21 protein-coding genes are annotated in these 23,241 nt (G+C 74.0%); 16 read left to right on the forward strand and 5 right to left on the reverse strand.

What is annotated here, in order from left to right:
- The first annotated feature begins 57 nt into the window (after nucleotides 1–57).
- The 10 genes from ACQEVU_RS06150 to ACQEVU_RS06195 all read left to right on the forward strand — a co-directional run bounded on the left by ACQEVU_RS06150 (nucleotide 58) and on the right by ACQEVU_RS06195 (nucleotide 12,725).
- On the forward strand, nucleotides 58–2,775 hold the full coding sequence (locus ACQEVU_RS06150) for an AAA family ATPase (protein ID WP_433321558.1): 2,718 nt from the start codon (nucleotides 58–60) through the stop codon (nucleotides 2,773–2,775).
- Between the two features lie 39 nt (nucleotides 2,776–2,814).
- Nucleotides 2,815–4,230: a hydrolase gene (locus ACQEVU_RS06155; RefSeq protein ID WP_433321559.1), complete on the forward strand. Its 1,416-nt coding sequence runs from the start codon at nucleotides 2,815–2,817 to the stop codon at nucleotides 4,228–4,230.
- A gap of 46 nt (nucleotides 4,231–4,276) precedes the next feature.
- A complete protein-coding gene (gene argC, locus ACQEVU_RS06160) occupies nucleotides 4,277–5,281 on the forward strand; it encodes an N-acetyl-gamma-glutamyl-phosphate reductase (RefSeq protein ID WP_433321560.1) in 1,005 nt (334 codons plus the stop codon).
- A complete protein-coding gene (gene argJ, locus ACQEVU_RS06165) occupies nucleotides 5,278–6,453 on the forward strand; it encodes a bifunctional glutamate N-acetyltransferase/amino-acid acetyltransferase ArgJ (protein ID WP_433321561.1) in 1,176 nt (391 codons plus the stop codon). The genes argC and argJ overlap by 4 nt, the downstream gene beginning before the upstream one ends.
- Complete coding sequence (argB, locus tag ACQEVU_RS06170) at nucleotides 6,450–7,334, forward strand: acetylglutamate kinase (RefSeq protein WP_433321562.1); 885 nt, start codon at nucleotides 6,450–6,452, stop codon at nucleotides 7,332–7,334. Before argJ ends, argB begins: the two co-directional genes overlap by 4 nt.
- The gene (locus tag ACQEVU_RS06175) at nucleotides 7,331–8,506 is read left to right on the forward strand and encodes an acetylornithine transaminase (RefSeq protein WP_433321563.1); all 1,176 of its coding nucleotides are present in this window, start codon (nucleotides 7,331–7,333) and stop codon (nucleotides 8,504–8,506) included. The genes argB and ACQEVU_RS06175 overlap by 4 nt, the downstream gene beginning before the upstream one ends.
- Nucleotides 8,503–9,471, forward strand: coding sequence for an ornithine carbamoyltransferase (gene argF / locus ACQEVU_RS06180; RefSeq protein ID WP_433321564.1), 969 nt, complete (start codon nucleotides 8,503–8,505; stop codon nucleotides 9,469–9,471). Before ACQEVU_RS06175 ends, argF begins: the two co-directional genes overlap by 4 nt.
- A complete protein-coding gene (gene argR / locus ACQEVU_RS06185) occupies nucleotides 9,468–9,971 on the forward strand; it encodes an arginine repressor (RefSeq protein ID WP_433321565.1) in 504 nt (167 codons plus the stop codon). Before argF ends, argR begins: the two co-directional genes overlap by 4 nt.
- Before the next feature lie 399 nt (nucleotides 9,972–10,370).
- Nucleotides 10,371–11,801, forward strand: a complete 1,431-nt coding sequence (argH, locus tag ACQEVU_RS06190) for an argininosuccinate lyase (protein WP_433321566.1) — start codon at nucleotides 10,371–10,373, stop codon at nucleotides 11,799–11,801.
- An 18-nt stretch (nucleotides 11,802–11,819) separates the two neighbouring features.
- Nucleotides 11,820–12,725, forward strand: coding sequence for an NADP-dependent oxidoreductase (locus ACQEVU_RS06195; protein WP_433321567.1), 906 nt, complete (start codon nucleotides 11,820–11,822; stop codon nucleotides 12,723–12,725).
- Between the two features lie 854 nt (nucleotides 12,726–13,579).
- Here the strand turns inward: ACQEVU_RS06195 and ACQEVU_RS06200 are convergent.
- The 3 genes from ACQEVU_RS06200 to ACQEVU_RS06210 are packed head-to-tail and all read right to left on the reverse strand — an operon-like array spanning nucleotide 13,580 to nucleotide 15,512.
- Nucleotides 13,580–14,275 (reverse strand): hypothetical protein, encoded by a 696-nt coding sequence (locus ACQEVU_RS06200; RefSeq protein ID WP_433321568.1) that lies wholly within the window; start codon nucleotides 14,273–14,275, stop codon nucleotides 13,580–13,582.
- Nucleotides 14,272–15,153 carry an ABC transporter ATP-binding protein gene (locus ACQEVU_RS06205; protein WP_433321569.1) on the reverse strand — a complete coding sequence of 294 codons (882 nt, stop codon included), beginning with the start codon at nucleotides 15,151–15,153 and terminating at the stop codon, nucleotides 14,272–14,274. Before ACQEVU_RS06205 ends, ACQEVU_RS06200 begins: the two co-directional genes overlap by 4 nt.
- On the reverse strand, nucleotides 15,150–15,512 hold the full coding sequence (locus ACQEVU_RS06210) for a GntR family transcriptional regulator (RefSeq protein ID WP_433321570.1): 363 nt from the start codon (nucleotides 15,510–15,512) through the stop codon (nucleotides 15,150–15,152). The genes ACQEVU_RS06205 and ACQEVU_RS06210 overlap by 4 nt, the downstream gene beginning before the upstream one ends.
- Before the next feature lie 84 nt (nucleotides 15,513–15,596).
- On the opposite strand from ACQEVU_RS06210, the gene ACQEVU_RS06215 reads away from it, so the two are divergent.
- On the forward strand, nucleotides 15,597–16,040 hold the full coding sequence (locus ACQEVU_RS06215; protein WP_433321571.1) for a hypothetical protein: 444 nt from the start codon (nucleotides 15,597–15,599) through the stop codon (nucleotides 16,038–16,040).
- A gap of 38 nt (nucleotides 16,041–16,078) precedes the next feature.
- On the forward strand, nucleotides 16,079–16,468 hold the full coding sequence (locus ACQEVU_RS06220; RefSeq protein WP_433321572.1) for a ribonuclease domain-containing protein: 390 nt from the start codon (nucleotides 16,079–16,081) through the stop codon (nucleotides 16,466–16,468).
- Between the two features lie 42 nt (nucleotides 16,469–16,510).
- On the opposite strand, the gene ACQEVU_RS06225 is transcribed toward ACQEVU_RS06220, so the two are convergent.
- Both ACQEVU_RS06225 and ACQEVU_RS06230 read right to left on the reverse strand, forming a co-directional pair.
- A complete protein-coding gene (locus ACQEVU_RS06225) occupies nucleotides 16,511–16,696 on the reverse strand; it encodes a DUF4236 domain-containing protein (protein WP_433321573.1) in 186 nt (61 codons plus the stop codon).
- A 32-nt stretch (nucleotides 16,697–16,728) separates the two neighbouring features.
- Nucleotides 16,729–17,097: a PH domain-containing protein gene (locus ACQEVU_RS06230; RefSeq protein ID WP_433321574.1), complete on the reverse strand. Its 369-nt coding sequence runs from the start codon at nucleotides 17,095–17,097 to the stop codon at nucleotides 16,729–16,731.
- Between the two features lie 165 nt (nucleotides 17,098–17,262).
- Here ACQEVU_RS06230 and ACQEVU_RS06235 point away from each other — a divergent pair, with 165 nt between their 5' ends.
- From ACQEVU_RS06235 to menC, 4 genes are read left to right on the forward strand one after another with little or no spacing between them, the layout of a single operon-like run.
- Entirely contained in the window at nucleotides 17,263–20,097 is a 2,835-nt protein-coding gene (locus ACQEVU_RS06235) for an AfsR/SARP family transcriptional regulator (protein ID WP_433321575.1), read from the forward strand.
- Complete coding sequence (locus ACQEVU_RS06240; RefSeq protein WP_433321576.1) at nucleotides 20,094–21,224, forward strand: M20 family metallopeptidase; 1,131 nt, start codon at nucleotides 20,094–20,096, stop codon at nucleotides 21,222–21,224. Before ACQEVU_RS06235 ends, ACQEVU_RS06240 begins: the two co-directional genes overlap by 4 nt.
- Nucleotides 21,221–22,105 carry a GNAT family N-acetyltransferase gene (locus ACQEVU_RS06245; RefSeq protein WP_433321577.1) on the forward strand — a complete coding sequence of 295 codons (885 nt, stop codon included), beginning with the start codon at nucleotides 21,221–21,223 and terminating at the stop codon, nucleotides 22,103–22,105. Before ACQEVU_RS06240 ends, ACQEVU_RS06245 begins: the two co-directional genes overlap by 4 nt.
- Nucleotides 22,102–23,223, forward strand: a complete 1,122-nt coding sequence (gene menC, locus ACQEVU_RS06250) for an o-succinylbenzoate synthase (protein ID WP_433321578.1) — start codon at nucleotides 22,102–22,104, stop codon at nucleotides 23,221–23,223. The genes ACQEVU_RS06245 and menC overlap by 4 nt, the downstream gene beginning before the upstream one ends.
- Nucleotides 23,224–23,241: the final 18 nt, after the last annotated feature.

Genomic DNA, 23,241 nt, shown 5'->3' on the forward strand with positions numbered 1-23,241 from the left:
ACGCATGCCATTCGCCCGCCGTTGCGACGAACGGGCGTTCGTTAGAGACTCGGCGTCGTGGTGAGCACCTCGTCGGCGCCCATCGGCCGGGCCGATCTCCTGAACCACGCCCGGGAGCGGCTCCTGGCGGGGGGCAGCGTCGTGCTCTGCGGGCCCGCCGGGATCGGCAAGTCCACCATTCTCGACGCGCTCGCGGCCTCCGAGTCCGAGGCGCTCGTGCTGCGGGCGGCGGCGGCCGAGGCCGAGGCCGACCTGCCGTACCTGGCGCTGGTCGACCTCTTCGACGGCGCGCCCGACGCGTCCGACCAGCTGCCGGCCCACCTGCGGGCGGCGCTCGACGGCGCCCTGCTGCGCAGCGCGCTGCCGGCGACGCCGCACGACCAGCTCGCCGTGCGCCTCGCGGTGCTCGAGCTGTTCCGCATCCTCGCCGCCGAGCGGCCGGTGCTGCTGATCCTCGACGACGTGCAGTGGATCGACGAGCCCAGCGCCGGGGTGCTGCGGTTCGTCTCGCGGCGGCTCGGCGACGCGCCGGTGCGGGTGCTGGCCGCCGAGCGGGTGCCCGACGGCGGCGCGCCCAGCCGGCTCGACCTGTGCCCGCCGCCCAGCGTGACCCTGCCGGTGCCGCCGCTGCCGCAGAGCGACGTGGCCGACCTGCTGCGGTCCCGCTTCGGCGCGGAGGCCGGGCGGGCGCACGTGCAGCGCATCTACGAGGCGAGCGCCGGCAACCCGCTGTACGCGGTGGAGCTCGGCCGGGCCATCGGCAACAGCTCGTTCCCGGTCACCGACCCGCTGCCCGTCCCGGAGCGCCTGCGCGAGCTGCTCACCGCGCGCCTGGCCTCCCTGCCCGCCGATGACCGGCCGGCGCTGCTGGTCGTCGCCGCCGCGGCCCGGCCCAGCCTGGCCCTGCTCGACGCGTGCGGGCTCGCCGAGGGGCTGGTCGAGGCCGCCATTGCCGCGGGTGTACTGCACGTCGAGGCCGACGGCGCCATCCGGTTCTCCCATCCGCTGCTGCGCGAGATGGTCTACGCCGACGCGACGCCCGCGGCCCGCCGCGAGACCCACGAGCGGCTCGCCGACACCGTCACCGACCCGGTCGACCGGGCCCGGCACCTGGCCGCCGCCCGGCCCGAGCCCGACGAGGGCCTCGCCGAGTGCCTGGCCGACGCCGCCTCGGCCGCCCGGCTGCGCGGGGCGCCGGCCATGGCCGCGGACCTGGCGGCGCTCGCGGCCGACCGCACGCCCCGGGACACGCCGGGAGTGGCCGCGGTACGCCGGCTCAGCGCCGCCCAGTACGCGTACTCGGCCGGCTCGCCCGTCGACGCCCGCCGCCACGCCACCGCGGCCCTGCGCGACGCGGCCGACCGGCGCACCCGCGTCGGGGCCCGGCTGCTGCTCGTGGAGATGTCCGGCGAGGACCACTCCAACTCCGGGCCGCTGCTCGACGCCGCCTTCGTCGAGGCCGTCGACACGCCGGACCTGCTGGCCCACGTCCGGCTGTACAAGGCGGTCAAGGCCTACTGGGACGGCGACAGCGAGGCCGCGCTGGCCGAGCTCAAGCGGGCCGAGGAGGCCGCCGAGCTCTGCGGCGACATGGAGCGGCTCGTCGAGGTGCTCAGCTGGCGGGGCAACATCCTGCTCGGCACGGAGGGCGACGAGTACCTCGAGCGGGCCGGCAAGCTCGCCCGCGGCCTGTCGCTCACCCCGGCCACCGTGGCCGCCCGGCAGGTCGCCGCGATGAGCCGGCTGTTCAAGGGCGAGACGGCCGAGGCGGTGCGGCGCATCGAGGCGCTGCGCATCGCCGTCGAGCGGGCCGGCACCGTGCGCGACCTCGCCGCCGTGCTCGTCTCCGTGGCCGGGATCTACTGGCGGGCCGGGCGGTGCGCCGACGCGCTCGCCGCCGGCCGCGACTGCGTGCGGCTCTACGTCGACGTCGAGACCACGCCCGGGCCCGGGTACCTGGTGGCGGCGCTCGTGGAGTACGCCGGCGGCACCGCCACCGCGGCCGCCGGGCACGCCGAGCGCGGGCTGGCCGCCTGCCTGGCCGCCGGCGACGAGGACTGGATCAAGCTGGCCCACGCGACCAGCGGCCTGGTGCACATGCTGCGCGGCGACCCGGTGGCCGCCGCCGAGGCGATGCGCGAGGCGTACGCCCTGGACCAGCGCCTGGGCCGGCTCGACCCCGGCATCCTGCCGTGGCACGCCGACTTCGTCGAGGCGCTCGTCGGGGCCGGCGCCCGGGCCGAGGCCGCCGAGGTCCTCGAGGAGGTCGAGCAGCGCGCCCGGCACCTCGACCGCCAGGTGGTGTTCCTCGGGCTGGCCCGGGCCCGCGCGGTGCTCACCGCCGCGACCGGCGAGGCCCGCGAGGGCGCCGAGGCGCTGCACCGGGCGATCGAGGAGTGGCAGGAGCACCCGTACCCGCTGGAGCTGGCCCGCGCCTACTACACCCTCGGCGGCCTCGAGCGGCGGGCCCACCGCCGCGGCGCCGCCCGGGCCGCCCTGTCGGAGGCCGTGCGCCGCTACGCCCTCGCCGACGCCCACGCGTGGCGCGAGGTCGCCGCGGCCGACCTGGCCCGCCTCGACGGCGGCCGGGGCGCGGGGCTGTCGGAGACCGAGCGGCGCATCGTCGAGCTCGTGCGGGCCGGCGCCACCAACCGCGAGATCGCCCGGGCGCTGTTCCTGTCGATCAAGGCGGTCGAGGCCAACCTGACGCGGCTGTACCGCCGCCTGAACGTCCGCAACCGTTCACAGCTCGCCCGGTTCCTGGACCCCGAGTAAAACATAGACTGATCCCGATTCCTTCAATCGGAGGTCGTTGTGTTGAAGCGTGCCCTGCTCGCCGTCGTGCTCATGACGGCGGGCATCACCTATCTCGCCGGCGCGGCCACATCCCAGGCCGCGACCGTGCACCGGGTCCTGTTCGACAACTCCAAGGCCGAGACCGCCGGCAACGCCGACTGGATCATCAGCACGTCCCAGCCCGACCCGCTCGGGCAGAACGCCAACCCGACCAGCGAGACCTCGTGGACCGGGGCGCTGTCGTCGTGGGGGGTGGCGCTGCAGCGCACCGGGCAGTACAGCCTCAAGACCCTCCCGGCCGGGAACACCATCACCTACGGCGGGACCGGGGCGCTGGACCTCAAGAACTTCGACGAGTTCGTCATGCCCGAGCCCAACGCCCCGCTCAGCGCCGCCGAGAAGACGGCGATCATGCGGTTCGTGCAGGCCGGCGGCGGGTTCTTCCTGATCGTCGACCACACCGGCAGCGACCGCAACAACGACGGCTGGGACTCGGTGCGCATCGCCAACGACCTGCTCACCAACAACGGCGTGGACAACACCGACCCGTTCGGGTTCAGCGTCGACGTCAACAACATCGGCACCGAGAACCCGGTGGCCATCACCAGCACGACCGACCCCGTCATCAACGGCACGTTCGGCAAGGTGCGCGGCAGCATCATCCGCAACGGCAGCACGCAGACCCTGCACCCGGCGGACAACGCCTCGGTGAAGGGCCTGGTGTACCGCACCGGCTTCACCCCCGGCGGTACCACCGGCGCGTTCTTCACCACCGCGACGTTCGGCTCCGGCCGGGTGGCGGTGTGGGGCGACAGCTCGCCGATCGACGACGGCACCGGGCAGTCCGGCAACACGCTCTATGACGGCTGGAACGACACGGCCGGTACCAATGCGGCGCTGGCCCTGAACGCCACGGCCTGGCTGGCCGGCTCCGGCGCGACCACCCCGCCGACGACGACCCCGCCGACCACGCCGGGCGGTTCGTGCGGCGGCACCGAGCTGTTCGGCAACCCCGGCTTCGAGACCGGCTCGGCGGCGCCCTGGACCGCGAGTTCGGGCGTCGTGTCGAACGACACGTCGACCCCCGCCCACGGCGGGTCGTGGAAGGCGTGGCTGAACGGGTACGGCGCCGCGCACACCGACACCCTGTCGCAGACGGTGACGATCCCGTCGGGCTGCACGCGGGCGACGCTGAGCTTCTGGCTGCGCGTGATCACCGACGAGACGGGTACCACGGCGTATGACAAGCTCACCGTGGCGGCCGGGTCGACGACGCTGGCCACCTACTCCAACGTGGACGCCTCGGCCACGTACCAGCAGCGGACACTCACCGTGAACGCGACCGGCTCGGTGAAGATCACCTTCACCGGCGTGGAGGGCAGCAAGCTGGCCACCTCGTTCCTGCTCGACGACCTCAGCCTCAAGGGCGCCTGAGTTACCTGCTTGAAACAGGCGCTTGCATAGAGATACAGTCGAGCGCATGGGAATACGTGTCGCCGTCGCGGGGGCGTCGGGGTACGCCGGCGGTGAGCTCTTGCGGCTCATCGCCGGCCACCCGCACCTCGAGCTCGCCGCGGCCACCGGGTTCGCGCAGGCCGGATCGACGATCGGGGGCGTGCACCCGCACGTGCGATCGTTCCGCGACGTCGTGCTGGCCAAGACCGAGCCGGGCGTGCTCGCCGACGCCGACCTGGTGTTCCTGGCGCTGCCGCACGGCGAGTCGGCGGCGGTGGCGGCGCAGCTGCCGGCGTCGGTGAAGGTCGTCGACATCGGCGCCGACTTCCGGCTCAAGGACCCCGCCGACTGGACGAAGTACTACCCCGGCGAGCACGCCGGCACCTGGACCTACGGGCTGCCCGAGCTGCCCGGGCAGCGGGAGCTGATCGCCGCCTCGACGCGGGTCGCCAACACCGGCTGCTACGCGGTGACGACGATCCTCGCGCTCGCCCCGCTCATCGCGGCCGGGGTCGCCGACCCGGACGACGTGGTCGTGGTGGCCTCCTCCGGCACGTCCGGCGCCGGGCGCTCGGCCAAGCAGCACCTGCTCGCCTCCGAGGTGATGGGGTCGATGTCGCCGTACAAGGTGGGCGCGCACCAGCACGTCGCCGAGATCAAGCAGGCCACCGGCGCGCTGACGCTGTCGATGACCCCGGTCCTGGCGCCGATGCCGCGGGGCATCCTGGCGACGGTGACCGCGAAGCCGCGCGGCGGCGCCGACCCGCGGGGCGTGCTCGCCGCCGCCTACGAGGGCGAGCCGTTCGTGCACGTGCTGCCCGAGGGGCAGTGGCCGCAGACCGGCGCCACGTTCGGGTCCAACTCCGTGCACCTGCAGGCGACCGTCGACGTCGACAGCGGCCGGATCGTCGTGGTCTCGGCCAGCGACAACCTCGTCAAGGGCGCGGCCGGGCAGGCCGTGCAGAACGCCAACATCATGCTCGGGCTGCCGGAGACCGCGGGGCTCACCGTCGACGGGATCGCGCCATGAGCGTGACTGCGCCGAAGGGCTTTCGCGCCTCGGGCGTCGCCGCCGGCATCAAGGCCACCGCCGGTGCGCTCGACGTCGCCCTGGTCGTCAACGACGGGCCCGACACCACCGCCGCGGCCGTCTTCACGGGCAACCGCATCAAGGCCGCGCCGGTGCTGTGGAGCCAGCAGGTGCTCAAGGCCGGCATCGTGCGGGCCGTCATCCTCAACTCCGGCGGCGCCAACGCCTGCACCGGGCCGGCCGGCTTCCAGGACACCCACGCCACCGCCGAGCACACCGCGGCCGTGCTGTCCGGCCGGGCGTCGCGCTTCCCGGTCGGGGCCGGCGACGTCGCGGTCTGCTCGACCGGGCTCATCGGCGAGCGGCTGCCGATGCCGAAGCTGCTGCACGGCGTCGACGCCGCGGCCCGCGCCCTGTCCCGCGACGGCGGGGCCGACGCGGCCCGGGCCATCATGACCACCGACACGGTGGCGAAGACGGCCGTCCACGCCGGGCAGGGCTTCACCGTCGGCGGCATGGCCAAGGGCGCCGGCATGCTCGCGCCGGGCCTGGCCACCATGCTCGTGGTGCTCACCACCGACGCCGTCGCCGACGCCTCCGTCCTCGACGGCGTGCTGCGCGCGGCGAGCGCGGTCACGTTCGACCGCGTCGACTCCGACGGCTGCATGTCGACCAACGACACCGTGCTGCTCATGGCCAGCGGGGCGTCCCGGATCGAGCCGACCGGGGACGAGCTCGCCGAGGCCGTCACCGCGGTCTGCGCCGACCTGGCCAAGCAGCTCGTCGCCGACGCCGAGGGCGCCACCAAGGAGATCGCGATCGAGGTGACCGGCGCCGCGTCGGCCGCCGACGCGGTCGAGGTGGGCCGCTCGATCGCGCGCAACAACCTGGTGAAGACCGCGTTCTTCGGCAACGACCCCAACTGGGGCCGGATCCTGGCGGCGATCGGCACCACGGCCGCCGCGTTCGAGCCGGACGAGGTCGACGTGGCCATCAACGGGGTGTGGATCTGCCGGGGCGGCGCCGCCGGCGAGGACCGCTCCCGGGTGGACCTGAGCGCCCGCGCGGTCACCGTAACCGTGGACCTGCACGCCGGCGAGGAGACCGCCACCGTCTGGACGAACGACCTCTCCATGGGGTACGTCCACGAGAACTCGGCGTACAGCTCGTGAACGGGCGGGATCTCGGTATCGCGCTCGGCAAGGCCAATACGCTCATCGAGGCGCTGCCCTGGCTGGAGCGGTTCTCCGGCTCGACGATCGTCGTCAAGTACGGCGGCAACGCGATGGTCGACCAGGAGCTCAAGCGCGCCTTCGCCGCCGACATGGTGTTCCTGCGCCACGTCGGCATCAAGCCCGTCGTCGTGCACGGCGGCGGGCCGCAGATCTCCTCGATGCTCAAGCGGCTCGGGATCGCCAGCGAGTTCAAGGGCGGTCTGCGGGTCACCACCGCCGAGACCGCCGACGTGGTGCGCATGGTCCTCGTCGGGCAGGTCGGCCGGGAGCTCGTCGGGCTCATCAACGAGCACGGCCCGCACGCGGTCGGCATGTCGGGCGAGGACGCGGGGCTGTTCACCGCCGTGCGCCGGCCCGCCATCGTCGACGGCGCGCCCGTCGACATCGGCCAGGTCGGCGACGTCGAGCGGGTCAACGTCTCCGCCGTCGCCGACCTCATCGCCGCCGGGCGCATCCCGGTCGTGTCGACGGTCGCGCCCGACGCGGACGGGGTGCTGCACAACCTCAACGCCGACACCGCCGCCGGCGCGCTCGCCGTGGCGCTGCAGGCGCGCAAGCTCGTCGTGCTCACCGACGTCGAGGGGCTGTACCGCAACTACCCGGACCCGTCCTCGCTGATCTCGCAGCTCACCGCGGACGAGCTCACCGAGCTGCTGCCCACGCTGCAGTCCGGGATGGTGCCGAAGATGGAGGCCTGCCTGCGGGCGGTCAAGGGCGGGGTGCCGGCCGCGCACGTCGTCGACGGGCGGGTGCCGCACTCGCTGCTGCTGGAAGTTTTCACGTCGGAGGGGTTCGGGACGATGGTGGTGGGGGCATGACCGGTTCGCTCACTTCGCGGTTCGAGGCGTCGGTGATGAACACGTACGGAGCGCCGTCGCTCGGCCTCGTCAGCGGCCACGGCGCCGTCGTGGTCGACGAGGCCGGACGCTCCTACGTGGACTTCCTCGGCGGCATCGCCGTGAACCTGCTCGGCCACGGCCACCCGGCGGTGGTCGCCGCGGTCTCCGAGCAGATCTCCACGCTCGGGCACGTCTCCAACCTCTTCGCCTCGCCGCCCGTGGTCGCCCTCGCCGAGCGGCTGCTGGCCCTGGCCGGCCGCCCCGGCGCCGTCTTCTTCGGCAACTCCGGCGCGGAGGCCAACGAGGCCGCGTTCAAGCTGTCCCGGCGCACCGGCCGCACGAAGATCATCGCGGCCGAGGCCGGCTTCCACGGCCGGACCATGGGCGCCCTCGCCCTCACCGGCCAGCCGGCCAAGCAGCAGCCGTTCCTGCCGCTGCCCGGCGAGGTCGTCCACGTGCCCTACGGCGACGTCGCGGCGCTGGAGGCGGCCGTCGACGACGCGACCGCGATGGTGCTGCTGGAGCCGATCCAGGGCGAGTCGGGCGTGGTGGTACCGCCGGCCGGTTATCTGACCGCGGCGCGCGAGATCACCTCGCGGCACGGCGCCCTGCTCGCCCTCGACGAGGTGCAGACGGGCATCGGGCGCACCGGCTACTGGTTCGCCCACCAGGCCGAGGGCGTGCGCCCCGACGTCGTCACCCTGGCCAAGGGCCTCGGCGGCGGCCTGCCGCTCGGCGCGATGATGGCCTTCGACGACGCCGCCACGCTGCTCGGCCCCGGCATGCACGCCTCGACGTTCGGCGGCAACCCGGTCTGCTGCGCCGCCGCCCTCGCCGTGCTCGACACCATCGAGTCCGAGCACCTGCTCGACGCGACCAAGCGGCTCGGCGAGCGCATCCGCCGCGGCGTCGAGGGCCTCGGCCACCCGCTCGTCACCGGCGTGCGCGGCGCCGGCCTGCTGCTCGGCATCGTGCTGCGCGGCCCGGCGGCCGGCGCGCTCGCCGCGGTCATGCGCGACAAGGGCTTCCTGGCCCAGGCCGCGCAGCCGGACGTGCTGCGCATCGCCCCGCCGCTGATCCTCACCGAGGAGCAGGCGGACGCATTCGTCGCGGCCCTCGGCCCGGCGCTCAACGCGGTGCAGCCGTCATGAGCGGCCCGGAGCGCAGCGCAGGGGCCGCGATCAGTGGGCACGGCGTCCGGCACTTCCTGCGCGACGACGACCTGACGCCGGCCGAGCAGCTGCAGGTCCTGGAGCTGGCGGCGGCGATGAAGGCCGACCGCACCGGCTTCACGCCCCTGGCCGGCCGCTCGGTCGCGGTCATCTTCGAGAAGCCGTCGCTGCGCACGCGGGTCTCGTTCGAGGTCGGCATCGCCCAGCTCGGCGGCGCGCCCATCATCATCGACGCGAGCAAGACCCACTTCGGGCGCGGCGAGACCATCGGCGACGCCGCCAAGGTCCTTTCCCGGTACGTCGACGCGATCGTCATCCGCTCCAACTCCGACGCCCGCGTGGGCGAGCTCGCCGCCGTGTCGGCCGTGCCCGTCGTCAACGCCCTGACCGACGGGTTCCACCCCTGCCAGCTGCTCGCCGACCTGCAGACCGTGCGGGAGCGGCTGGGCGGGACGCAGGGGCGCATCATGACGTACCTCGGCGACACCGCCAACAACATGGCGCACTCCTACGCCCTGGCGGGCACGACCGCGGGGATGCGGGTGCGGCTCTGCGGGCCGGCCGGGTTCGAGCCCGACCCGGCGATCCTGGCCGCGGCGCGGGAACGGGGCGTGGTCGAGGTGATCGGCGACCCGGCCGAGGCGGCCAAGGACGCCGACGTGCTCGTCACCGACACGTGGACGTCGATGGGCCAGGAGGACGACGGGCTGGATCGGCGCACGCCCTTCCGGCCGTACCAGATCAACGGCGCGCTGCTGGCGAACGCCAAGCCGGGCGCGATCGTCCTGCACTGCCTGCCCGCCCACCGCGGCGACGAGATCACCGACGAGGTGATGGACGGGCCGCAGTCGGCCATCTGGGACGAGGCGGAGAACCGCCTGCACGCGCAGAAGGCGCTGCTGGCGTTCCTGCTGGGGTCTCCGCCCGCGCCGGAACGACGATGAGCGCGCCCGGCACCAAGGCGGCGCGGCTGGACCGCATCGCGGCGCTGATCCGCGGCGCCGCGGTGCACTCGCAGACCGAGCTCGCCGAGTTGCTCGCGGGCGACGGCTTCCAGGTCACGCAGGCGACGCTGTCGCGGGACCTGGAGGAGCTGCGGGCGGTGAAGGTGCGCGGCGCGTACCTCATCCCCGAGGACGGCGAGCGCGCCCTGCGCCCGGCCGAGGAGGCCCCGACGCGGCTGATCCGGCTGCTGCGGGAGCTGCTCACGGGCGTGGACTGGTCGGGCAACCTCGTGGTGCTGCGCACGCCGCCGGGTGCGGCGCAGTTCCTGGCCAGCGCGATCGACCGCACCGGGCTGCCGGACATCGTCGGCACGATCGCGGGGGACGACACGATCCTGGTGGTGGCGCGCGAGGCCCCGGACCCGGCCCGGCCGGCGGCCGGGGAGCTGCTGGCGGCGAAGCTGACGACGTGGAGCCAGCCGCCCGAGGACACCGCCTGATCCGGGCCCGCGCGGCGCAGACCCGGCGGCCTGCGGCGGCTCGATGTCCCGCGGCGGCTCGGGCGTTCGCGGCGGCTTGGCGGCCTGTGGCGGCTCGCGACGGGCCGGTGTCCTGCAGCGGCTCCGCGGTTGGCGGCGGCTGGGCGGTCTGGGGCGGCTCGCGGTTCGGGGCGGCTTGGCGGCCTGCGACTGGCCGGCGGGCCGCGGCGGCCCGGGGCGGCGCGGGCGCTGCCGGGGGTGACTGCGCGCGGACGTGGCAGGCCCGGGAGTCACGGGCCGCATCCACGGCGGACGCCGCGGTAGCTCGGATCTTTTATCGGACATTTCATGATTTTGTACCGCGACTGATGGCCCTACGGCGCGGTGATCTTGGGTTTTGCGTTGTGGAAGGATCGTTGCGTGGCTTCTGAGACCCCGACCCGCCTCTGGGGCGGCCGCTTCGCCGGCGGCCCGGCCGAGGCCCTCGCCCGGCTGTCCGTGAGCGTGCAGTTCGACTGGCGGCTCGCCCCGTACGATATCGCCGGCTCCCGCGCCCACGCGCGCGTCCTTGCCCGCGCCGGGCTGCTCGACGCCGACGAGCTCGGGCGGATGCTCGCCGCGCTCGACGACCTCGAGTCGGCCTGCGCGGCCGGCGACTTCCGGCCCACCGTCGACGACGAGGACGTGCACACGGCGCTGGAGCGCGGGCTGCTCGAGCGGCTCGGCACGCTCGGCGGCAAGCTGCGCGCCGGGCGGTCCCGCAACGACCAGGTCGCCACCGACCTGCGGCTGTACCTGCGCGACCACGCCCGCGGCGTCGCCTCCCGCATCGTCGAGCTGGCCGACGCGCTCATGGAGCAGGCCGCCCGGCACGTGCACACGCCCGCCCCGGGCTTCACCCACCTGCAGCCGGCCCAGCCGATCGCGTTCGGCCACCAGCTGCTCGCCCACGTCCAGGCGCTGCTGCGCGACCTCGACCGGCTGCGCGACTGGGACGCCCGCGCCTCGGTCAGCCCGCTCGGCGCCGGCGCGCTCGCGGGCTCCTCGCTGCCGCTCGACCCGACGCAGGTCGCCAAGGAGCTCGGCTTCGCCGCCGCCGCGCCCAACTCCATCGACGCCGTCGCCGACCGGGACTTCGTCGCGGAGTTCCTGTTCGTGGCGGCGCTGACCGGCGTACACCTGTCGCGCCTCGGCGAAGAGGTCGTCCTGTGGACCACGCCCGCGTTCGGCTGGGTCCAGCTCGACGACGCCTTCGCGACCGGCTCGTCGATCATGCCGCAGAAGAAGAACCCGGACATCGCCGAGCTCGCACGCGGCAAGTCGGGGCGCCTCGTCGGGCACCTCACCGGGGTGCTCACGATGCTGAAGGGGCTGGCGCTCGCGTACGACCGGGACCTGCAGGAGGACAAGGAGCCGGTCTTCGACGCCGTCGACACGCTCGAGCTCGTCCTGCCCGCGCTGGCCGGCATGATCTCGACGATGACCGTGCGGGTCGACCGGCTGGCCGCGCAGGCCCCCGTCGGGTACACCCTCGCGACCGAGGTCGCCGAGTGGCTCGTGCGACAGGGCGTCGCGTTCCGGGAGGCGCACGAGATCACCGGCAAGCTCGTCGTCATCTGCGCCGCCCGCGAGGTCGGCCTCGACGAGGTGAGCGACGAGGACCTCGCCACGGTGAGCCCGCACCTGACCCCGGCGGTGCGCGAGGTGTTCTCCGTACCGGGCGCGCTCGCCGCCCGCACCACCCCCGGCTCCACGGGCCCCGGCCCGGTCTCCGACCAGCTGGCGAGCGCCGCCGACAAGCTGGACCGCTGGCGCGACTGGTCCGCGGAGCAGGTCATCCCGCGCGACTGAATTTGTGACAATCCGGTCATGCGGAAGATCACGCAGGACGTTCTCGGCGGGCCCGAGGTGCTACGGCTGGTGGAGGCCGAGGTGCCGGTGCCGGGCCCGGCCGAGATCCTGGTCGAGACCCGCGCGATCGGCGTGAACCCGGTCGACTGGAAGGTACGCGCGAGCGGCGGCTACCTCGGCGACCCGCCGTTCACGATCGGCTGGGAGGTCGCCGGCGTCGTGGCCGCCACGGGCCCGGGCGTGACCCGGTTCGCGGTCGGCGACGAGGTCTTCGGCCTGCCGCGGTTCCCGGGCGAGGCGGCCGCCTACGCGGAGTACGTCACCGGCCCCGCCCGGCACTTCGCCACCAAGCCGCCCGAGCTCACGTTCCGCGAGGCGGCCGGCCTGTCCCTGGCCGGCCTCACCGCGTGGCAGGCCCTGGTCGAGACGGCGTCGGTGATGCCCGGCCAGCGCGTCTTCGTCGCGGCGGCCGCGGGCGGCGTCGGCCACCTGGCGGTCCAGATCGCGAAGCTGCGCGGAGCCCACGTCATCGGTACCGCATCGCCCGCCAACCACGACCTCGTCCTGTCGCTGGGCGCCGACGAGATGCTCGACTATCACACGGACGACCTCGCCGCGGTGCGGGACATCGATGTGGCGCTGGCGGCGGTACCCGGCCAGATCCCCCTCCTCGCCTCCATGCTGCGCCCGGAGGGCCTGGTGATCGCGCTCAACGCCCCGGACGCCCGCGCCGCCACGGACGCCGAGGGCGTGTTCCTGCTCGTGGAGCCGGACCGCGCGGGCCTGGACGCGCTGGCCGCCCACGTCCTCGCCGGCCACCTGCGCGTGTTCGTGGAGCGGGTGTTCACGTTGGCGGAGGCGGCGAAGGCACACGAGGTGGGCGAGGCCGGCCATACGACGGGCAAGCTGGTTCTGACGCCGTGAGCTGCTGTACCGCTCCGACATGTCGGGCGCTCCGCGCCGCGACATGTCGGATTTATACCCTGACGGGGGATAAATCCGGCAACGGCGCGGATGGGTAGCTTCGTCGGCGCGCCGAGCGGCATCCAGCGGTGATCGCGTTCTAGGTCGTGGCGCGGAGCGGCTGACGTGGGCGGGTGTGCTGGCGTGGAGCGGCGCGGCGGTGCATTGGCGTGGAGCGGTGCGACGTGGGCGGTGGTTTGGCGCGGAGCGGCTGACGTGGGCGGGTGTGCTGGCGTGGAGCGGCGCGGCGGTGCGTTGGCGTGGAGCGGTGCGACGTGGGCGGTGGTTTGGCGCTGGGCACGCGACGTGGGTGGTGGTTTGGCGCTGGGCACGCGACGTGGGTGGGCGCCTTGGTGGGCCGGCGCGAGGTGGTGGGTGCGTTGGTGTGGAGGGGCGGGACGTGGGCGGTGGGTTGGTCCTGCGCGTGTGACCTGGGCGGCCGTGTTGGGCTGAGCGGCGCGACGTCGCGGGTGCGTTGGCGTGGCGTGGGGGGTGCTTGCGTGAAGTGGCGGGACGTGGGCGGTGGGTTGGCGCTGGCACGCGACGTGGGCCGCCGTGTCGGGGCCGAGTGGTGGTGCGGTGCGGGGGCGTTGGTGGGGAGCGGCGAGGTGGGGCGTTGGCGTGGCGGGCATGTCGTCGGTGGTCTCGTCGCGGGGCGGGAGGGCATTGAGCGCCTCGAGTGGGCCAATGACCCTCTAAATGATGATAAGTCCGAAAAATCCGGCGCCGGAGGCGCCGGATTTTTCGTAAATTTCGGTTTTGCGAGAAGCGCGGCTCAGATACGGAAGTGCGCGTCGAGGGATGGAGGCCGGTGGCTAGGGGGTGGCGCGGCGTAGTGCGAGCCAGGAGCCGGCCGCCAGGGCCAGCGCCAGCAGCAGCGGCCAGCCCGCGAACAGCGCCACCGGGTTCGTGTGCGTCAGCCAGTGGCCGACCGCCGGCCAGGCCGAGAAGTAGCCCAGCGCCGCGGCCGTGCCGCCGAGTACCAGGATCAGGGCGGCCGTGGCCGTGAGGAGGCCGCTGACGCGCCAGCGGAGGTACAGGGCGCCGGCCGTCGTGCCGATCAGGGTCATCGACAGCAGGGGGACCGCGTACATGACGAACTGGACCGGTGGGGAGTAGTCGTCGAAGAGGCCCAGGCCGAAGAAGCGCAGGCGCAGGCCCCAGCCGTTCGTGGCGCTTTCGATGGATTGCAGGAGCACCAGCAGTACCGAATAGAGGAGGGTCTGGGCGGCCACGAAGAGGGCCAGGCCGGCGGTGAACTCGCGGCGGGTGACGCTCAGGCCCAGGGCGAACGGGAAGTGCTGGGTCACGGCGACCGCGCCGAAGGCCAGGGACGTGCAGTAGATGCTGGCCAGGGCGCCGGTGACCGGCTCCTCGGTCATCTGGTCGGCGATGGAGGCGAAGACGGCCAGGTTGGCGGCGAACGCCAAGGCCAGGATCAGCACCGGCCACAGCAGCGCGTCGCGCCGGCCCCGCAGCTGCAGGCGGGCGATCGCGGCGATGCGGTTCATGACACGTGCTCCTTCGGGTCGACCCGGGTGGTGATGCGCACGACCAGCTGCTGCAGCGACACCGGCTGCAGCTCGACGCCGGCCGCGCGGGCCCGGCCGGGCTCGACCGGGCCGCGGACGGTGGCGCGGGTCAGCGGGCCGAGGTGCTCGCGGTGCAGCTCGTCGGCGTTGGCGGTGAGGGCGTCGACCGCGTTCGCCGGGCCGGTGAGGGTGACGACCTGGCCGCGCAGTGTCTCGGCGCGCTCGTCGAGCACGATGCGGCCGCGCTCGATGAGCAGCACGTGCTCGATCAGGTCGCTGACCTCGTCGATGAGGTGGGTGGACAGCACGACCGTGCGGGGGAACTCGGCGTAGTCGGCCAGCAGGCGGTCGTAGAAGAGCTGGCGGGACACGGCGTCGAGGCCCAGGTACGGCTCGTCGAAGAACGTCAGCGGGGCGCGCGAGGCCAGGCCCAGGATCACGCCCAGCGCCGAGAGCATGCCGCGGGAGAGCTTCTTGATCTCGCGCCTCTCCGGCAGGGCGAAGTCGCTCACGAGCCGGCGGGCGAAGGCCTCGTCCCAGCCGGGGAAGAGCAGGCGGCCGGCGTAGAGGGCGTCGCGGACGCGGAAGCTGTCGGGGTACCGCTGGCTCTCCTTGACGAAGCAGATCTGGCGCAGCACCGGCTCGTGCTCGTAGGGGTGGGCGCCGAACACCTCGATCGTGCCGGCGGTGGCGATCTGCTGGCCGGTCAGGATCTGCATGAGGGTGGTCTTGCCGGCGCCGTTGCGGCCCAGCAGGCCGTAGATGCCGTTGCGCTCGAGCTCGAAGCTCACGCCGTCGAGGGCGGTGACCGGGCCGAACCGTTTGGTCAGGCCGGACACGCGCACGACCGGGGTCATCGGGCACCCTCCTCGTACCGCTCGATCATCGCCTTGAGCTCGGCGGTGGGGATGCCGAGCTTCGCCGCCTCGGCGAGCAGCGGCTGGAGGTACTGCACGGCGAACTGGTCGCGGCGGCGCTGCCGGAGCTTGGCCTGCGCGCCGGGGGAGACGAACATGCCGATGCCTCGCTTCTTGTAGAGGATGCCGTCGTCGACGAGCTGGTTGACGCCCTTCGCGGCGGTCGCGGGGTTGATGCGGTGAAAGGCGGCGAGCTCGTTGGTGGACGGCACCTGGGCGTCCTCCGGCAGGCTGCCGTCGATCACCGAGTTCTCGATCTGCTCCGCGATCTGCAGGAAGATCGGCCGCCCGTCATCCATCAGTCGTCCAGGTTCGTCGGTTCATTACTCATGTAACTAACCATGCAACCGGCGACGACGGGTGTCAAGGGCTATGTTCGTGACATGGCGACAGCGGGCTTCGGGCCCAAGATGGCGTGGCTGGCCGTGCGGGCCGAGCCGCAACTGGTGATGGACGCGCTCGAGCTCAAGGACCTCGGCGTCGTGGAGCCGCGCACCGGGCTGGACCTGGCCCACTTCACCGACGACCGGGTGGTGGTCGCGGTCGTCGACCAGTGGTGCCTGGTGGCGGGCAAGTGGCTGTTCCGCTGGAGCGGGATCGCCGCGCTGTCGATGCGGCTGGGGGCCGAGGTGCAGTACTTCGCCACCGACCGCAGCCTCGTCATACACCGCTGGGCGCGGGCCTACGGCGCGGACGTCTTCATGTCCGACGAGGACGCGCTGGTCGACGAGCGGGACGTGTTCCGCATCGCGGGGGAGTGGAGCGTCGACCCGCGGTCGCTGCCCGTCGTGTCGTTACATATCGCGGCGGTACCCGTTCATAAGTAATCTTCCGCGCGTCGATATTCGTCGACGACGATGTCTGCATGACCCGCTTGTTGAGCCGACTCGCCGTCGCCGTCGTGCTGCTGACCGGGCTGCTGGTCGCCCCGGCCACCGCCGCCAGCGCCTCGGTGTACTCCTCCTGCAACATCTCCGGGTGCGCCGACGCGCGCACCGCCCGGTCCGGCTGGAGCAGCCTGGGCTTCCCGACGTCGCGCAACTGGTACGCCTGGCCCTACGGCAAGTACAACTTCGCCGGCGGCCAGTACTACAACAACGAGGGCGAACTGCCCGCCGGCGCCACCTACTACGAGTACGACGTGATCCCCCGCAACAAGGGCGCGGCGCGCGACGCGAAGCGCATCATCATCAACCGCAGCACCGGGGCGACCTGGTACTCGCCGAACCACTACACCGACTTCTACCGGCTGTAGGTACCGGCCGAAGCACGTCGCCCCGGGGCAGGCGCGGCCGAGCTAGTCCCGGCTGCGCTTGCCCTTGCTGCGCCACGAGAACGGCCCCGGCAGGTCGTAGCGGTGCGCCCGGGTGCGCGAGTTCCACGACCAGCGGCCGATCTTCAGCCCCCACGACGAGAAGCCCTTCGGGGTGAAGTTCAGCACCAGCGGTCCGATGCGGAACGCCTTGCGAAACAGAATCGGCAACGGAGGTCCTCCGGGTTATCGGGCTCGCCTGCTCATCGGCCGGCGTAGTGCAGGATCACGTTGTGGATGTGCTGTGTCTTCTCCACGCCGCGCACGTCCACCTCATAGGTGTGCGTGCCTACGTGCACGGCGATGGTACCGCTGCTGAAGAAGCTGCCCGCCCACGACTTGTTGCTCACCACCGACACCGCGGTGACCTTGCCGTACGGGATCGAGGTGATCGCCACGCGCTTGCCCACGAACGAGCGGTCCTGCAGGATCACGCGCCGGTCGGTGAGGCCGATGAAGCCGGTGCCGACCCCGACCGCGTCGTAGACGGCGATGACGTTCTCGCCCGGTAGCAGCCCCGAGACGATCTGCTCGTACTGCTCGCGCCGGTCGTATTTCGCCTGCTGTGCCATGCCTTCAACGTAGCCAAGGCCATCAACCTCGGCACGGCGGCGTGGCCCCCGGTGATGGGAACAAGACATACAGAAGAGTTTTGTAGCGGTATTGTTCGGCCTGGTTTGTGACGGTGGAGCAACGAGAATAGGTTGCGGTCAATCAACCGTTGGGGGGCGGCCACGGTGCGGGTGCGGCTTCTCGGGCCGATCGACGTCATGGTCGGTGATGAACCGCGGCCGGTGCAGGGGCTGCGTCGCAAGGCCGTGCTCGCCGTGCTCGGGCTGCACGCCGGCGAGGTGGTGAGCACCGGGCGCCTCGTCGAGCTGGTCTGGGACGGCGCCCCGCCGCCCAACGCGGTCAACGCGCTGCAGTCGCACCTGTCGTACGTGCGCCGCACCCTGTCGGACAAGGCGGCGGTGCGCTCCCGCCCGCCCGGCTACCTGCTGGACCTCGGCCCGGACGGCACCGACGTCGCGGTCGCCGAGCGGCTGATCGCGGCCGGGCTGCAGGACCGCGACGACGCGGCCCGGGCCCGCGACCTGCAGCGGGCGCTGGAGCTGTGGCGCGGCCAGCCGATGGCCGACGCGAGCGGCGTGACCTGGCTGGAGGAGCAGGCGGAGCGGCTCGGGCAGCTGTGGCTGCAGGGCAAGCGCGCCCTGCTGCAGGCCCGGCTCGGGCTCGGTCAGCACGCCCAGCTGCTGCCGGAGCTGGAGCAGATCACCCGCGAGCACCCGTTCGACGAGCAGCTGCACGGCCAGCTGATGCTCGCGTTGTACCGCATGGGCCGCCAGGCCGATGCGCTCAACGCCTTCCAGCGGCTGCGCCGGACCCTGCGCGACGACCTCGGCATCGAGCCGGGCGGGGCGCTGCGCGAGCTCGAGTCGGCGATGCTGCGCCAAGACGCCGCGCTGGACCCGCCGCCGCCCCCGGTCCGGGCGGCTCCCGGGCCGGCCGGGCGCGAGGCCGAGGCCGTGGCCGGGCCGGTGCCCGCGCAGATCCCGCTCGCGGTGCGCACCTTCGCCGGGCGGTCCGGGCAGCTGGCCCGGCTCGACGCGCTGCTGCCGGCCGAGTGGACCCCGCCGGGCAGCGCCGTGTTCGTCGCGATCGTGTCGGGCACCGCCGGGGTCGGCAAGTCCGCGCTCGCGGTGCACTGGGCGCACCGGGTCGCCGACCGGTTCCCGGACGGGCAGCTGTACGTCAACCTGCGCGGCTTCGACCCGGCGAACCGGCCCATGCACCCGGCCGACGCCGTGCGCGGTTTCCTCGACGCGCTCGGCGTGCCGGCCGAGCGCATCCCCGCCGACCTCGCCGGCCTGTCGGGCCTGCTGCGCAGCCGGCTCGCCGGCCGGCGGGCGCTGATCCTGCTCGACAACGCCCGCGACGCCGAGCAGGTCCGCCCGCTGCTGCCGGCCGCGCCCGGCTGCCTCGTCGTCGTCACCAGCCGCGACCCGCTGACCTCGCTGGTGGCGATCGAGGGCGCCGTGCCGGTCCCCGTCGACCTGCTCACCGACGTCGAGGCCCGCGACCTGCTGATCAGCCGCCTCGGCGCGCGGCGGGTCGCGGCCGAGCCGGCCGCCGTCGAGCGGATCGTCGGCTGCTGCGCCCGGCTGCCCCTGGCCCTGGCCGTGGTCGCCGGGCGCGCCGCCACCCGGCCCGAGCTGCCCCTGGCGGCGCTGGCCGACGAGCTGGGCGTGCGCTCCACGTTGGACGCGATCGCCGGCGCCGACCCGGCCTCGGACGTGCGGGCGGTCTTCTCCTGGTCGTACCGGGCGCTGAGCGCGCCGGCGGCCGAGGTGCTGCGCCGGATGAGCCTCGGGCCGGGCCCGGACCTGGGCATCGACGCCGTCGCGGCCCTCGCGGGCGTGACCGCCGCGGCGGTGCGCACCAGCCTGGCCGAGCTGGACCGGGCCGGGCTGGTGGTCGAGCAGCGCCCCGGGCGGTACACCTTCCACGACCTCCTGCGCGCCTACGCCACCGAGCTGGTCGAGACCCACGACCCCGAGCCCGGCCGGGCCGCCGCCGTGCACCGGCTCCTCGAGCACTACCTCACCACCGCGCAGGCCGCGGCGCTGCGGCTCGACCCGGCCCGCGGCCCGGCGCCGCGGGCCGCCCGGCAACCGGCGACCGCGGTGCCGCAGCCGCCGCGCGAGCAGGCCCAGGCGTGGTTCGCCGACGAGCACCGCGCGCTGCTGGCCGCGGTGCGCCTGGCCGCCGAGCGCGGCCTGGACGAGCACACGTGGCGCCTCGCGGCGGCGATGACGACGTTCCTGGACTGGCACGGGCAGTGGCAGGAGCTGGCCGGCGTGCAGGAGGCGGCCCTGCGCGCGCTGCGCCGCCTCGGCGACCGGCCCGGGCAGGGCGCGGCATCCTGCGAGCTCGGCCAGGTGTACGCCCGCATCGGCCGCTTCGACGAGGCCCACCAGTACCTGTGGACCGCGCTGTGCCTCTTCGAGCAGCTCGACGACGCGCCGGGCCTGGCGCGCGCCCACTACCACCTCGGCTGGCTGCAGCACGCCCAGCGGCGCTACCGCGACGCGCTGAGCCACAGCGAGCAGGCCCTGGAGCTGTTCGAGCGGCTCGGCGACAAGCTGTGGCGGGCCCGCGCCCTCAACGCCACCGGCTGGATCATGGGGCAGCTCGGGGAGTACCAGCGGGCGCTGCGGCTGTGCCGCGACGCGCTCGTGGAGAACCGCGAGGCCGGCGACCGCCACGGCGAGGCCGGCACCTGGGACGCCGTCGGCTACGCCCACCACCGCCTCGGCGACCCTCGCCAGGCGATCGCCTGCTACGGCCACGCCCTGCGCGCCTACCGCGAGCTCGGCGACCGGCCCGGCCAGGCGTGCGTGCTGTCCCACCTCGGCGACGCCCACACCGACACCGGCGACGCCGCGGCCGCCGCCGACGCCTGGCGGCGCAGCCTCGACATCCTCGACGAGCTCGACCCCGCGCAGGCGGCCACGGTGCGCGCGAAGCTGCCCTCGGGTTCGCCCGGCCCGGCGGCTACGGTGAGTGGATGACGGCGTTTGACACCTTACGGGCGGGCCTGCTGGCGGCCGCCCCGCAGATGCTCGACGATCTCGCCGAACTGGTCGGCGTCGAGTCCCCGTCGTCCGATCCCGACGCCCTCGCCCGCTGCGCCGACGTGGTGGCCGCCCTCGGCGAGCGGTGCATCGGCCGCGCGCCCGAGCGGGTCGTGATCGGCGACCGGCCCCACCTGCGCTGGCGCTTCGGCGACGGGCCGCCCCGGGTGCTGCTCGTCGGGCACTACGACACCGTCTGGCCGCGCGGCACCCTCGTCCGCTGGCCGTTCTCGGTCGACGGCGACCGGGCCACCGGCCCCGGCGTGGTCGACATGAAGGCCGGCCTGGTCATGCTCTTCCACGCCCTGTCGGTGCTCGACGACCTCGACGGCGTCGCGGTCGTCGTCAACGCCGACGAGGAGGTCGGCTCGCCGACGTCCACCGCGCTCATCGAGGACACCGCCCGCGGCGCGGCCGGCGCGCTGGTGCTCGAGGGCAGCACCGCCGGCCGGCTCAAGGTCGCCCGCAAGGGCATCGCGCACTACTCGGTGCGGGTGACGGGCCGGGCCTCGCACGCCGGCAACGCGCCGCACCGCGGGATCAACGCCGGCGTCGAGCTGTCCCACCAGATCCTGCGCATCGCCGCGTTGGGCGACCCGGATCGCGGTACCACGGTCACGCCGACCGACGCGACGGCCGGCACGACGAGCAACACCGTGCCGGCCGCCGCGCGGGTCAGCGTCGACGTGCGCTCCTTCGACCCGGCCGAGCTGCGCCGTGTCGACGAGGCCCTGCACTCGTTGACGCCGGTGCTGCCCGGTGCGGCCGTGCGGGTCGAGGCCGGGCCGGCCCGGCCCGCGATGCCGGAGTCGGCGTCGGCCGAGCTGTTCGCCCTGGCGCAGCGGCTCTCGGCCGGCCTGACCGGGCGGCCGGTGACCGGCGAGGCCGTCGGCGGCGGATCGGACGGCAATCTCACGGCCGGCGTCGGCGTGCGGACCCTCGACGGGCTCGGCGCGGTCGGCGGCAATGCACACGCGGAGGGGGAGTGGATCGAATTGTCCAGCCTGCCGGACCGGGCGGCCCTGGTCAGTGCGCTGGCGGCGACGATCGGGCGGGCCGAGTGACGGCCCCGGCCGCCGCCGCGGCGTGGAGCGCCGCCGCCGAGGCGGCCGACCGCGTCGGGGTCAAGGTCGTCGAGCTGTCCTCGATCGCCGAGCTCGACGAGTGCTCGGCGCTGCTGCAGCGGGTGTGGCGGGCCGGCCATCCGGCGGAGATCGCGTCGCCGTCGATCCTTCGCACGTACGCCCACTCGGGCAACTACGTCGCCGGCGCCTACCGGGCCGGTGTCCTCGCCGGCGCCGCCGTCGGCTTCTTCGGCCGCGACGAGCGCGGCCCGCACCTGCACTCCCACCTGGCCGGCGTGGAGCGCGGCGGCCTCGGCCAGGGCGTCGGGCGGGCGCTGAAGCTGCACCAGCGCGCCTGGACCCTCGCCCGCGACGTCGGCGAGGTGCACTGGACGTACGACCCGCTCATCGGCCGCAACGCGTACTTCAACCTGCAGAAGCTCGGCGCCGAGGCGGCCGAGTACCTGCCCGGGTTCTACGGGCGGATGACCGACGGCATCAACAGCGGCGACCTGACCGACCGCATCCTCGTCGTGTGGCGCCTCGCCGACCCGCGAGTGGCGGCGCTGGCCGGCGGCGCGCCGAACGACGACGTCGACGCCTCGGCCGCCGCGCCGCTGGTCTCCCGCGACGGCGACGAGCCGGTCGTGCACGAGCCCGGCCCGGCGGAGGCCGAGACCGAGACCGAGGCTGTGCGCCCGCCGGCGCTCACCGTCGCCGTCCCCGCCGACATCGAGGCGCTGCGCGGCCGCGACCCGGCGGCGGCGCTGCGCTGGCGGCACGCCGTGCGCGACGCGCTCATGGGCCGCCTTTCCGCCGGCTACCGCATCGCCGGCGTGTGCCGCGACGACCGCTACCTGCTGAGTGAGGGGGCCCGATGAGCCGGCGCCTGCAGGGCCTGGAGCTGCGGCGGATCGCGATGCCGCTGGTGGCACCGTTCCGCACGTCGTTCGGCACCGAGCACGCCCGCGACGTGCTGCTGGTCCGCGCGGTCACCGCCGACGCCGAGGGCTGGGGCGAGTGCGTGGCGCTCAGCGCGCCGCTGTACTCCGCCGAGTACGTCGACGGCGCCGAGGCGTTCATCAAGCGGTACATCGTGCCGCTCCTGCAGCGCTTCGACGGCCACGCCTACGCCCTGGAGCCGCTGTTCGAGCCGCTCAAGGGCCACCCGATGGCGAAGGCGGCGGTGCAGACGGCGGTGCTCGACGCGCAGCTGCGGGCGGCCGGGATGCCGCTGGGCGCGTTCCTCGGCGCGGTGCGCGACCGGGTGCCGGCCGGCGTCTCGGTCGGGATCATGGACTCGATCCCGGCGCTGCTGGACGCCGTCGAGGGCTACCTCGGCGCCGGCTACCTGCGGATCAAGCTCAAGATCGAGCCCGGCTGGGACGTCGAGCCGGTGCGCGCCGTGCGCGAGCGCTTCGGCGACGAGGTGCTGCTGCAGGTCGACGCCAACACCGCGTACACGCTGACCGACGCCGACCGGCTGGCCCGGCTGGACCCGTTCGACCTGCTGCTCATCGAGCAGCCGCTGCCGGAGGACGACCTGCGCGGCCACGCCCGCCTCGCCGCCCAGATCCGCACGCCGATCTGCCTCGACGAGTCGATCGTCAGCGCGCGGGCGGCGGCCGACGCGATCGCGATGGGCGCCTGCCGGATCGTCAACATCAAACCCGGGCGCGTCGGGGGGTACCTCGAGGCCCGCCGCATCCACGACGTGTGCGCCGCCAACGGGGTCGCCGTCTGGGCCGGCGGCATGCTGGAGACCGGCCTGGGGCGGGCCGCCAACGTGGCGCTCGCCGCGCTGCCCGGCTTCACGCTGCCCGGCGACACGTCCGCGTCCGACCGCTACTACGCGCAGGACATCACGGAGCCGTTCAAGCTCGAGGGCGGGCACGTGGCCGTCCCGCAGGAGCCCGGCATCGGCGTCACCCCGGTCCGCGACGTCCTCGACGCTGTGACGACGGCGACAGAGTGGATTAACTTTACAACCGTTAGCTGACGCATATAACCTTACGGG

The organism is Dactylosporangium sp. CA-139066 (genome assembly GCF_050936175.1).
In the GTDB taxonomy this organism is placed as follows: domain Bacteria; phylum Actinomycetota; class Actinomycetes; order Mycobacteriales; family Micromonosporaceae; genus Dactylosporangium.